The following is a 12,314-nucleotide window of genomic DNA, read 5'->3' on the forward strand; positions in this document are numbered from 1 at the left end:
TTCCACGCTGAAAAGTTTAAATTAATTATTCGATGCTTAATCATAGTAAAATATGCGTTTTAATTGACGATGACGAAGATGACCAACTCATATTCAAAACTGTCATGAATATGCACTTTAAGGATTATCAATTTAAGTCTTTCTCTAACTTCGAGAATGCAACAGCATATATTCTAAATAATCATGAAGAAATTGAAGCGCTTTTTATTGATCTCAATATGCCTAAATCTAATGGTATAGATTGTCTTAACTTTCTAAGGAAACAATCAACTTATAAAGACAAACCAATAATTATCTATTCAACTTCGAACAACCCAGATGATGCTAAAAAATGTTTAATACATGGGGCAACAGCTTTTATGACTAAACCTTCAAGGGTAAATGAATTGGTTGAGAAATTAAGCGAACACTTAAAATTAAAAGTTAATTGATAATTTAAAAATTCCAAATCCAGAATACAATTTAGTTTTGATAAAATTAAAATTAATTATTGGGGTGAATTTTATTTGGTGCGCTGTACATTCGACTTCTTAAGGTCTGTAAAGCAATAAATTATGTATAATTGACAAAGGTATTTTTTTCTTCATCAATACAAAATTTTCACGCATAGCCATAGCTACAGTTTAAAATTTCAACGTAGAGGTTGGAAAAAGAGCTAGTCGAAATGAATTAATTATTTCGTTACAGATGCTTGGTTAAAGATCTTGAGAAAAAGACTATAAATGTTGATGTTTTGAAGTGGATTGTTTTAATTCTCCTGTTTGACTGACGTGCTTATATTAATTGAATATCGGATTTCCCGATTAATATGCCGGAAAGGTTGTTAACATTGTATTCAGCGCTGACTTATCGGCAATCCGAAAACTTAGTTTATTTTTAGGATTCGTTGTTTTTCTTTGAGTTCAGATTATTTATCCAAAATACATTTTCACTTTTCTGCGTTTTAGTAGTTTCAATCAATGTTTTATAGAACTAAATGTATTAGTTCCTGTTGAGTGAGAAATTCCGTATTTTTGCGATAATCGAATATCTTTATTTATTTATTTTGTTCGGTATTTTCAGACTAAATAATTCAAACATAATGAACAAAATTATTTTATTAGCTAGCTTCCTTGTTTCTCTTTCCAGTGTTGGACAAGAGTTAGAACATTATTGGTCTGGATCAATTGGAGACCCTGTGCCAAACACCAGTCAAATTCCAGTTGAAGTAGTTATCGATGCCGACAACAATAAATACATTTCAGGTCGATTTACAGGAACCCATGATTTTGATCCTGGACCAGGAGTATTTCAATTGAACTCAATGGGTAGTGACATTTATATCTTGAAGTTGGATTCAATGAACAACTTTTTATGGGCTAATTCATACGGAACGACAGGGTCATTAGAAAATACCGGCTTGGTTGTAGACCCTTCTGGAAGTGCATATACATACGGGTATTTTAAAGGCAACTTATTTTGTGATCCTCAGAATTCTATAACTACCTGTGTAAGCTCAACTTGGTGGTACGAAGATTGTTATGTTCATAAGCTAAAACCTAATGGTGATTTTGATTGGATTAAAGCATGGGGAAATAGTGGTCGCGATGGGATTTCTCACATGGTGATGGACGAACAACAAAATTTCTATTTCACTGGAACTTTCGAATCTAATTTTGACGCAGATGAAGGCCCCGGAGTTTACACACTTAATTCCCCACCTGGAAATGGAACGTTTTTAGCAAAATACGATGCGAATTTTAATTTCATTTGGGCAAAACAATACGAGGGGACTGGAAGTTCAATTATTCATGATTTTAATTTAAACGATCATGGTGAATTGACCCTTACAGGCGGATATACAAAGCAAATAGATTTTGACATGTCTGCGGGAGAAGATTTGGACACTTCGCAAACAACTGGCTACACTGATTTATTTACGCATGTAATGGACACATCTGGAGTCAGTAAATGGCATCATACAATCAAAGGTTCAAACTCTCAAAGAAATTTTCAAATTGTAGAAGATTCAGAAAGGAATAGGTATGTGCATGGAACATTTCTGGGTACAATAGACTTCAATCCTGGAGGAACACCTAACGTAATTGAAGCTTTAGGTTTTAGCGATGCATATCTAATCAAGCTGGATTCTTTGGGAAATCAAATTTGGGCAAAAGTCATGCACGGAGAGGGCTCAGATCGGATTCATGGAATGACAATAGATGATGATCAGTTATTAGTGTTTGCTACTATAGAAGATAAAACTGACGTTAACCTTAATAGTGGGATTCATATAATTGAACCCCCTTTACAGATGAATGACTTGCTTTACATTGAAAAATTGGATGGAAATGCGAATATTCTGTGGCATGAGGAATTTATAGGGTCAAATATCTTAGGGATTCGTCAATTGGTGATAGATGAAGCAGACAATTACTTCGTTGTTGGTCATTTATATGGAACCGTAGATCTTGATCCAAGCGCGGGAGTTGCTCAATTATCACACAGTAATAATATAACTACTTTTTTTGCAAGTTTCGGAGAACTTCCTTGCGCACCATTGGGTACGGATTTGTCATCTCACACAAATGCTACTTGTTCTGCTTCTGGAGGCGTTGACGCAATTGGCGTTAGCGGAGTTCCTCCTTACAGTTTTTCATGGCTTACGAATCCTCCAATTTCTGGTGCTCAACTCGTAACGGATACAACTGGGATGTATTTGGTTGAAGTAACGGATGCGAGTGGTTGTGTTGATACAAACGGAGTATATATTGAGGGAGCGACAACCTCGGCGGGATTTGATCTTGATGTGAACATGGTATCTGGTAATTTCATTCAAGGACAACCAAATATCCTGTGGCTTGATGCTTATAATGGAGGATGTCAATCGGTATCTGGCTCCATACAGTTGATATTGGATCCTTTGGTACAGTATGACTCAGCATCGGTTGCCCCATCTTCTATTCAAGGAGATACACTAATTTGGAATTATAGCAATTGGAACTATGATTCTACACATTTTATGGCAGCCGTTTTCGTCACAACTAGTCAATCAGCAATAACTGGGGACACAGTTTGTTTTAAGGCTATTGCAAACCCAATGGCTGGAGATGTTGACACTCTGAATAATCTAAAGTCCTATTGTGAGCTTGTATTAGCAAGCTATGACCCAAACGATAAAAAAGTTTATCCTGCAGGAACTTGTGATGACCATGTGTACATGGAGCAACCACTAACATACACTGTACGATTCCAGAATACAGGGAATTCCGAAGCAATCCATGTTAACATTATTGATACGCTAGACTCAAATTTAGATCTTTCTACATTTGAGGTTCTAGGGCAAAGTCACCCCATGCTAGAAATCAATTACTCTAGTGGTCAAATAGTGCAATTTAATTTTGAGAATATTTATTTGCCTGATAGTTTGTCCGATCCTTTGGGAAGTAATGGGTACGTTGTTTTCAAAATCGAGCCACATGAAGGTATGGCTATAAACACTGAGATTGGAAATGAAGTAAATATCTATTTTGACTTCAACTCACCGATATTAACGAATACTGCAACTACGACATTTACGGATGATATCCCGTGTGATCCAACTGATAATGTTAGTGTTTATGAACATGAAGATTTGATCTTCTCAGCTTACCCTAACCCAATGAATAGTGAGGTCATATTCAAGATTAACAACAAGAAGTCTCATAATTTAGTTGTTTATTCATCTGAAGGAGTTGCTGTAATGACGTCTGAAATTGTTGATGGAAGTATCCTTTCCATTGTTGATTTATCTGTCGGGGTGTATTATTTTATAGTTGATGAAAGTCACGTTATGAAAATGGTCAAACACTAGTTGATCGGGAGATAATTAAGTGATTACGATTATTATACATAACGATTACACCTAAGAAAAGTACTTAGTTCGTGACCGAAGATTTTCTGGAGAAAAAATGGATGCAAGGATACAAGCAATATCTTTAGAATGACGGATAAACTTACGCATTATTTTTCTGCGGTTTGACAGGTGATACCTTTTCATTTGTCATAGAATCCAAGATTTCAATAATCTTTTCATTTTTCAGGATATACATTCCTAGTCTATCATGTGATATTCCATTTTCTAATTTATATTCATAAGTGGGAATATTGTTTACTAATTTTGAACCAAATAATTTGAATTGAATGTTTTTATTATTCTTTACTTCTTCCGCCACTTCAGTGATGTGAGTTGAAATGAAGAAGGTGCTATTCGAAATATTCGCAAAAGATTTTATTATCAGTAATGAGCCATCAAATGCATCTTTCACGTTTGTACCTCTAAACAATTCATCAAAGATCACAAACAAGTTTTTCTTCTCTTTGATTTTCAAAATAGTTTCTTTTATTCTTTTGACCTCACTAAAATAATGACTATATCCTAAATTAATATCATCTGATAAGTTGATCGTTGTAACAATTCCATTATAAATAGAGGTAGTCATTTTTTTAGCTGGGACTGGAAATCCAATATGAGCTAAATAAACTGATAATCCAACTGACTTTAGAAATGTCGATTTCCCAGCCATGTTAGGGCCAGTTAAAAAACACAAGTTAGACGATTCATCCATTTCACAGGAATAAGGTACAGCATTTTTTAATAATGGATGATAAAACTCCTCAATTGAAAGAAATTGTGTAGTTGAATTTGAATAACTTGGTAAAGCGAGATTTTTTTGTTTCCCCACTTTTGCAATTGAAATAAAAGTATCCAGATTATAAACTAAATCAATTATTTCGCGTAATTCGTTTTTATATTTTTTACGAAATAGATTGTCTAATTTATTCAGTTTGGAATTAGTTATTTTTAGCCTTTTGGTGTAGAGAAATTTCAAATCTGGTTTTTCAATTAACTTCGAAATTATTTTTTGATAGGAAACAAGTTTTTCAGGAATCTCAGCTTCATTTAAGGCTTCAATTCTTTCTTTAAGTTCAACTAAGAAATAGACTAGTTGTTGAACACCCGATTTTATGATGAAATAATTATTACTAGGCCTAATTCTATAAGATAGATTTTGAAAAAAGGCATCAATGAAATTATTTCTCAGAGGTGCGATATTTAGTCTTTTGTAATGCTCTATAAAATCTAATTGACCTGAATTTATTTTTAATTCAAAATCTGTCTTGGATATAAACTGAATTAATTCTGTTCTTTGCCTTAATTCATTAATATCAGTAGTAGGATTTTTCATCAACTGATATAAAAAATTCTTACCACCAATTGTTTTTGTTTGATTATAGAAGTTTGAAATAGAATTAACAGACCTGCTATCAAGAAAAATTTCTAAGTCTTTTATTGTTTGTTTATCTAAATCAAATTCTATCATTGGTCGATTTCTTGGCATTCCACATAACGTCAGGCGAATTTCTAAAGTCGTCTTCCTTTATTTAATTAATTATAAATTTAAACATTTTACTTTATAGTTAAACCTCAGATTGAAAACATTCAGGACGATTTTTAAAATTCGCCAGTTATCGTAAGTAAATTCTTTTACGGAGTAGTCTGCTCGGAAATAAACAAGATCTGCCCACACATTATTGTTTCTTTATAGAATTGAGCTTAGGTAGCCAACTAGGAGTTGATAAAGGCAACCTATTGTCTGTCAGTTAATTTCTCCATACCAATTTACTCTTTTAGTTACTATTGTCGTCCCGTTTGTTTTTTTGCTTTTAAACAAATTTTTGAGTCTATTGAGAATATCAGTCTTTTTAGGTTCTTGAAAATTTATTGTCGCTGAAATCGCCATTGCCGGTTCGTCCTTATGATATTGCGAAGCTCGTAATAATTTTCCATCCTGCTCCTGATACTCAATGGTAATGTATCCATTTACAAAGTCTTTGATGTAGTCAATTGCTGATGAGCAAGCAACCTGATTTTTCGTTTGCATGTGCTTTACTTCGTCAAAATGATAATTTCTAAAATGTCGGTGGTCAAAGTCCGAAAATACTGTAATCTCTGTATCGTCAATGTCAAAACTTAGTTTACCGAAAACTTGGGATACAGATGTCACCGAAAAGCAAAAATTGTCCACGTAAATAATACCTTTCTCAATTGCAATCTTGTCTTTCAAGTCAGGAAAAGATTTTATGAAAAGGCGATAAAACTCCTTCTGCAAGTCGTTAAGTTCACTTTCTATTTTGTACTGATAACTCACTTTGTCTTTCCTGTCATTTAATTATTGATTGTCCTTTTTGCACTAATGTTTGGTGCCCGGTTTCATAGAACATATGCATGTGCACTTCTATCATGAGGGATTTCACCAACGACAGTTCTCCTTCTAACAAAGAATCCCTCAATAAAATTAATTTTCAACTAATTTATAAAAGAATTTCAACAAGGAATTAATGAACTCCACAACCTCCTACTTTTCCATTGCAGGCATCGGAGTCACATATTTCATTGTTTTTTCATTAAAAATAAAGTAGACAAATAATTCTCCGTTGTTCGTGACTTCTTCAGGTTGAAATTCATTGATGTCATCAATATTTTTAGGATTATAGCCTACAATTTGACCTTTAAACAAAGCAATATCCTTTGCTATTCGAACAGAACTTGTCTGATGCTTTATGTCGTAAACTAAAGGTTCAGACTCCCCTATTTTATCGAAAACTGGACAACTAAAGGTAAGGTAAATTCTATTATTTCTTACTGTGTAGTAATTTCTATGTAAGCTGTTTCTAACTCTAAATTCCACATAAAAATCCTTATGCGCTTTGGAAGTTAACTCCAAGAATTCAACTTTCAAAGGATAGTTAGCATTAGATCCTACAGGATTAGTAGAAATAATCCTCTGCTCTCCTCCTTTTAATAGAAATATATAATTGTATAATCCAGTATTTCCAGTTTCTTTAAAAAAACGCTCGGTATCCGTATTTTTTGCCTTTTGAAAAGCAAATTCTCTTCTATTTACAAGGATAAGTGCATCTTTTAAAGTGTCTTGATCAATAAATTTATATTGAATGTCAATGTCATACGTCTCGGTAGCACTAATTCCCAAAACACTTTCAACCTGACGGATAATTTTCTCCTCCTCTGTGAAAGTTTCAACTTCTTTCTTTTTAACACTTTCCTTAATATCAGTACTTCCCTCATTGTTATTACATGAAGTAAATGTTAGAAATACAATAGATATTAAAGCTATTTTATTTAGTCTAAATTTTGTCCAAGACATATTCAATAAGTTCTGTGATTTTCGTCTCATAATTAGTAGTAAATTCTTTTTTCCTGCGATTAGCTAAACCCAAACAAATGGCTGTTGCTTCATGTCCTAAAGCAGTAGATAACGCAAACAATGCCGAACATTCCATCTCTAGATTAGAAAATCGAATTTCATTATGTTTGAAATCACTAAAAGAGTTCAACATATCTGGTTCTACAAGTTTCAACCGCAATTGTCTTCCTTGTGGACCATAAAAACCAGAACTTGTAACAGTAATTCCTTTTTCAATGTGAGGGGCATCCAAGCGCTTATTTAGTTTTCCTGAAGCCTTTGTTAAGTAAGGCTTAATATATTTAGGAAGTTTAATTTCCTTTTCTATTTCCACCTCTAACCTTTTTGTTTCCTCATCCACATTTCGTTCATAATAATGACCAACATTATCAATTCCATAGGCATGAGTAGACAAGATGAAACTGTCAATTGGAATTTCGTCTTGTAGTATTCCACAAGTACCAATTCGAATAATTTCCAAAGAAACTTTTTCGGTTTTCTCCGTTCTAGTTTCCAAATCAATATTTACAAGTGCATCAATTTCGTTGATTACAATATCGATATTATCGGTTCCAATACCAGTTGAAATAACAGAAATTTCTTTGCCTTTGTATTTTCCAGTATGACAAGCAAATTCACGGTGTTGATTTTTACTGGTTACCTCATCAAAATAATTTGAAATCAGTTCTACTCTTCCTTGATCTCCGACAATAAGGATTTTTTTAGCCAAATCTTCCGGTCTAATATCTAAATGGTAAACACCTCCTTTCGGCGTAATTACTAATTCGGATGGTAAAAAATCTGCCATGAAATTTATTTTATTTGATAGAATTAATGAGTTTTTCGCCTGAAGGCAAAGTAGGATTTATGAACAAATTGGGAAATTCCAAAATGAAACTACTTCATTTAGAAATATTAGTTCATGCTTGAACCGAAAACACGTTTTAAGATATCAGTTACTCGGGCAGCAGGATCTTGGCGAATAAGTGCCTCTTCTTTAGCAACCATTGTAAATAGCCCATCAATTGCTCTCTCCGTTACATACTCGTTAAGATCAGTGTCAATCTTTTCTCCTCCAGTAAACATCATTGCTTGATTATATTTTGTAGCCACAGGCTCCCAATATTGCGTTAATTTTACTTTTTCTATTGAATTTTGTACTTTAGGAGCGAAAACAACGATTAATTCGTTCGTAGTATTTTTTCTTAAAAAGTCTGTAGCTGCATTATCACCACCTTTTAAAATGGCAAAACCATCTTGAACAGTCATATTTTTAATGGCATTTACGAAAATTGGAACTGCTTCTTTTGCTGCATCTTCTGCCGCTCTGTTCAACGTTGTAACAACTTTATCAACTTGATTTCCTAAGCCCCATTCAATAGCTTTCTCTTTCATTGCATTTGCACTCGCTGGAAAAGGTAATTTTATTTCACTGTTCTCTAAAAAACCGTCTGTGATCGCTGTAACATCAACCGCATTTTTTATTCCCACCGTCAGGGCTTCTTTTAACCCCTCAATCACTTCTTGGTTGGTTAAACTTTTAGCACCACTTTCTCCATTTGTTGTTTCTAGTAATGTTTCTGCAGCACTATTCAACACATCACATGAAGAAAATGACAACATTAGGACGCCTAAAGCAAATGAATTTATAACTTTTCTCATTTCAATTGTTTTTTGTCAAATTTACGAATAATTTTACTCTTTAATTTCTAAAAAAACAATTGAAGTTTATGAAGGCTGGAATTATTTGTATAGGTGATGAGTTACTGATTGGTCAAACAGTAAATACTAATGCTGCTTGGATAGGACAAGAATTTGGAAAGTTTGGAATTTCCGTATACAAATCAACTACAATTAGAGATGTTAAAGAAGATATTGTTCAAACGGTAGATGAATATCTTAATGAAGCCGATTTAATAATTGTTACTGGTGGTTTAGGTCCAACCAACGATGATATTACAAAAGAAACACTGACAGAATATTTTGGAACTACCTTGGCATTAAATGATCAAGTTTTGCACCGAGTAAAATCTTTTTTTGAGCTACGAGGTAAGAAAATGTTGGACTCTAATATTCAACAAGCAATGCTCCCTAAAGACGCTATAATATTAGAGAATTTACATGGAACAGCATCAGGAATGTGGTTTGAGAAAAATGGAAAAATTCTAGTTTCTCTCCCTGGAGTTCCTTACGAAATGGAAGCCCTCATTTCAATGGAGGTTTTACCTAGAGTAAAAGCTACCTTTGGAATTGAAAGTAACTATCATCAAACATTAATGCTTCAAGGAATTGGAGAATCATATTTAGCTGAATTAATCATAGACTGGGAAAATAGAATCTACAAAAATGGTCTTCACTTAGCCTATTTGCCATCTTCAGGTTTGATAAAATTAAGATTAAGCTCAGAAAATGGTGTAGAGGATTCCGCTAAAATTGAATCCTATTTTAATGAAATAAGAAGAGATTTGCCACAATTTGCGTATGGAATGAATGAAGAAAGCATTTTTGAAGTTGTAGGTGAATTACTGAAATCAAGTCATAAAACACTTGGAACAATAGAAAGCTGTACCGGTGGTGGAATAGCGAATTCTTTTATTGCAAAAAGTGGTTCGTCAGCCTTTTTCAATGGTGGACTAATCACTTATTCCAATGAATTAAAACAAAAATTAGCAAAAGTTTCCAAAGACACCTTAGATAAATTTGGTGCAGTTTCTGAAGAAGTTGCAATAGAAATGGCCATTGGTGGTCAAAAAGAATTAGACGTAGATTATGCGATTGCTGTAACGGGAATTGCTGGACCAGAAGGAGGAACTGAAAAAAAACCTGTTGGAACGGTTTGGATTGCGGTTGCTACTCCAGAAGGCGTATTCACAAAACATTATTTATTTGGAGAACACCGTGGAAGAAACATTGAAAAAACACAATTGTACGCAGCTAATTTATTAAGAAAACTTATTCTTGGAATCGCTGAAAATGAAAATAACTAGGTTTAAATTATTTCATTAAAAAAATCAGAATATGCATTTATATAGTTATTATGGATGTTTATGGAATACTTGGGATTATATAAATAATATTCTATAGTAAAGTTGTTCGAATAATTATTCAAAAGAATAAGGTAAATATTAAAGTAATTCAACACGCATTTCGAAGTAGCAAGTATCTTCTTCGAAATTTATAAATTGGAATTTGATTTTTGATTTTGATTTCAAGGAAATTGTTGTGAAACCAAGTCCAGCACCACCTTTATCTGTCATTTCTCCATTACCTAAAATGTCTAAATAATAAGCCTTTAAATTTTCAAGGTTCATATTATTTATCTTATTCAGGTAATCAGTTATGTTCTTTTTGGAGTTTTCATCTACAATATTTCCAAAGGAAACAGAATAGCTTTCATTTTTCTCCATAATCATTACATGACCTATTTTCTTATTGAGCGAATTGACTTTACTATGTAATCGAATGTTTTGTAAACCTTCAATCATAATGGAGAACATCCGTTTTGTGATAATCCTTTTTACATCTCTCCGATCCATGATATATTCCAATCCCTCAGAAAGGCTATTCACTAGATCTTGAGAGAATTCTCCAAAATGAGACATCACAACGAAATTACTACCATGATTCGTAAAATCATCGTGCAACTCTTGGTAGATACTTTTAGCATCTATTTGCATCTCATTTTGTTTTGACATTAACTTTGGGTTTCTTAAAGTTAAACTTATCATTTTCAATTTCAATTTCAAATAAATAGCAAATTATTATTCATTGAAATAAAAACCGACTCTTTATACATGACGAAATTAAATTACGAATAGTTGTTTATTTACCTCAACAAATTAACATTTCCTGGTAGCAATATTGATTCTCCTTTACTATTCATCCCTTTTAACTTATAAATATAAACCCCAGTATTTAAATCTTCTCCTTTAAATTTGCCATTCCAACATTCTTTTGAATCTGTTGTTTCAAAAATAACTTCTCCCCACCTATTGTAAATTTGTAGAACCATGGATTGAATACAATTACCTAAAACACAAAACTCATCGTTTAATCCATCTCCATTAGGTGAAAAAACAGTTGGTAATTTTATTTGTCCACAGGGATCTAAAACCTCAATGTAAATTGAATCGGTGGCCAAGCATCCATCATCAGATAGTGCGCTAAGCACATACCACGTGGAAACATTCGGTGAGGCAATCGGTTGAAGACATGTTGAACAAGACAATCCTGTAGCTGGGGTCCAAAGTAAACTTGAATTGACCGGATCAACCGATGATTGAATAGCTACTGATTCCCCATTTTCAATAATTTGATTTGGAGTTAAAATAAAAACAACTGGAACTTCAAATCCTTGGATAGTAAATGGACCAACATTTCCAACACAAGCATTTGCATCAGTAACTTGTAATCCATAACTTCCTGCTGTGGTATTAAGTAAGTCAATAGAATTAGTTACCGTGCCATTCCATTCGAAAATAAAAGGAGCTGTTCCTCCTGAAACCGAAATTCCTGTGATACTTCCATTATTACCTTCACAATCTGCAGGGTTTATAGTAATTCCTGAAACATCAATTGTAAGACTTGGCGTATTTGTGAGGGTATATGGGCCTACAGTTACTGAGCAACCAGCAGCATCCGTAATTAGTAAAGTATGGGTTCCACCTGACAAACCAGTTGGATTCAATACAGCAGCTCCAGAAGGTGACCAATCGTAAGTTAAACCCGTTCCATTTGCTGTAATTCCAGAAATGCTACCATTTCCTGCTCCACAAGTTTCATTCGAAATAAGAACATTAGCATCATCGAAGGTTGGTCCTGCAATTTGATTGATTAAATGCGGGCCAGAAGTTTCAGAACAACCTTGGGCATCTGTTACAGTTAAAGTATAACTTCCACTTGATAAAGCATTTAAATCCAAAGTTGTGGCAGTAGATAAAGTCCAACTAAAAGTCAAAGTTCCTGAACCACCAAAAGCTGTAATACCAGTAATTGAACCATCGTTCCCATTGCACGATTCATTAGTTATCAATAAGTTAGCTTCATCAATTACAATTGGTGCTGGTGAATTAATTGTGAAAGGTCCAA

General features: G+C 33.5%; 10 protein-coding genes. 3 read left to right on the forward strand and 7 right to left on the reverse strand.

Features of this window, described 5'->3' with window-relative positions; genetic code table 11:
• The first annotated feature begins 32 nt into the window (after positions 1-32).
• Positions 33-431 (forward strand): response regulator, encoded by a 399-nt coding sequence (locus C6368_RS03195; RefSeq protein WP_107037735.1) that lies wholly within the window; start codon positions 33-35, stop codon positions 429-431.
• A gap of 650 nt (positions 432-1,081) precedes the next feature.
• The gene (locus tag C6368_RS03200) at positions 1,082-3,832 is read left to right on the forward strand and encodes a T9SS type A sorting domain-containing protein (protein ID WP_107037736.1); all 2,751 of its coding nucleotides are present in this window, start codon (positions 1,082-1,084) and stop codon (positions 3,830-3,832) included.
• Between the two features lie 142 nt (positions 3,833-3,974).
• Here the strand turns inward: C6368_RS03200 and C6368_RS03205 are convergent, their stop codons facing one another.
• From C6368_RS03205 to C6368_RS03225, 5 genes are all read right to left on the reverse strand, one after another.
• Positions 3,975-5,342, reverse strand: coding sequence for a MutS-related protein (locus C6368_RS03205; protein ID WP_159038408.1), 1,368 nt, complete (start codon positions 5,340-5,342; stop codon positions 3,975-3,977).
• Positions 5,343-5,618: 276 nt separating this feature from the next.
• The gene (locus tag C6368_RS03210) at positions 5,619-6,086 is read right to left on the reverse strand and encodes a hypothetical protein (RefSeq protein WP_107037738.1); all 468 of its coding nucleotides are present in this window, start codon (positions 6,084-6,086) and stop codon (positions 5,619-5,621) included.
• A 291-nt stretch (positions 6,087-6,377) separates the two neighbouring features.
• Positions 6,378-7,187 carry a hypothetical protein gene (locus C6368_RS03215; RefSeq protein WP_107037739.1) on the reverse strand — a complete coding sequence of 270 codons (810 nt, stop codon included), beginning with the start codon at positions 7,185-7,187 and terminating at the stop codon, positions 6,378-6,380.
• The gene (locus C6368_RS03220) at positions 7,168-8,034 is read right to left on the reverse strand and encodes a nucleoside phosphorylase (RefSeq protein ID WP_107037740.1); all 867 of its coding nucleotides are present in this window, start codon (positions 8,032-8,034) and stop codon (positions 7,168-7,170) included. The genes C6368_RS03215 and C6368_RS03220 overlap by 20 nt, the downstream gene beginning before the upstream one ends.
• Before the next feature lie 107 nt (positions 8,035-8,141).
• Complete coding sequence (locus C6368_RS03225) at positions 8,142-8,888, reverse strand: DUF4197 domain-containing protein (RefSeq protein ID WP_107037741.1); 747 nt, start codon at positions 8,886-8,888, stop codon at positions 8,142-8,144.
• A gap of 68 nt (positions 8,889-8,956) precedes the next feature.
• Here C6368_RS03225 and C6368_RS03230 point away from each other — a divergent pair, with 68 nt between their 5' ends.
• Positions 8,957-10,213, forward strand: coding sequence for a competence/damage-inducible protein A (locus tag C6368_RS03230; protein ID WP_107037742.1), 1,257 nt, complete (start codon positions 8,957-8,959; stop codon positions 10,211-10,213).
• 138 nt (positions 10,214-10,351) lie between these two features.
• Here C6368_RS03230 and C6368_RS03235 read toward each other — a convergent pair whose 3' ends face one another.
• Both C6368_RS03235 and C6368_RS03240 read right to left on the reverse strand, forming a co-directional pair.
• Positions 10,352-10,921 (reverse strand): SiaB family protein kinase, encoded by a 570-nt coding sequence (locus tag C6368_RS03235; protein ID WP_159038409.1) that lies wholly within the window; start codon positions 10,919-10,921, stop codon positions 10,352-10,354.
• A 131-nt stretch (positions 10,922-11,052) separates the two neighbouring features.
• Positions 11,053-12,314: gliding motility-associated C-terminal domain-containing protein (locus C6368_RS03240; protein ID WP_159038410.1), on the reverse strand; the 1,262-nt coding region annotated here is incomplete at its 5' end.

Origin of the sequence: Brumimicrobium mesophilum (assembly GCF_003025005.1) — a bacterium.
Classification (GTDB): Bacteria; Bacteroidota; Bacteroidia; order Flavobacteriales_D; family Crocinitomicaceae; genus Brumimicrobium; species Brumimicrobium mesophilum.

Excerpts from the sequence above, each read along its gene's own strand:
- C6368_RS03215 (WP_107037739.1), bottom strand. The coding sequence starts at position 7,187 with ATGTCTTGGACAAAATTTAGACTAAATAAAATAGCTTTAATATCTATT.
- C6368_RS03220 (WP_107037740.1), bottom strand. The coding sequence starts at position 8,034 with ATGGCAGATTTTTTACCATCCGAATTAGTAATTACGCCGAAAGGAGGT.
- C6368_RS03195 (WP_107037735.1), top strand. The coding sequence starts at position 33 with ATGCTTAATCATAGTAAAATATGCGTTTTAATTGACGATGACGAAGAT.
- C6368_RS03200 (WP_107037736.1), top strand. The coding sequence starts at position 1,082 with ATGAACAAAATTATTTTATTAGCTAGCTTCCTTGTTTCTCTTTCCAGT.
- C6368_RS03225 (WP_107037741.1), bottom strand. The coding sequence starts at position 8,888 with ATGAGAAAAGTTATAAATTCATTTGCTTTAGGCGTCCTAATGTTGTCA.
- C6368_RS03230 (WP_107037742.1), top strand. The coding sequence starts at position 8,957 with ATGAAGGCTGGAATTATTTGTATAGGTGATGAGTTACTGATTGGTCAA.
- C6368_RS03205 (WP_159038408.1), bottom strand. The coding sequence starts at position 5,342 with ATGATAGAATTTGATTTAGATAAACAAACAATAAAAGACTTAGAAATT.
- C6368_RS03235 (WP_159038409.1), bottom strand. The coding sequence starts at position 10,921 with ATGTCAAAACAAAATGAGATGCAAATAGATGCTAAAAGTATCTACCAA.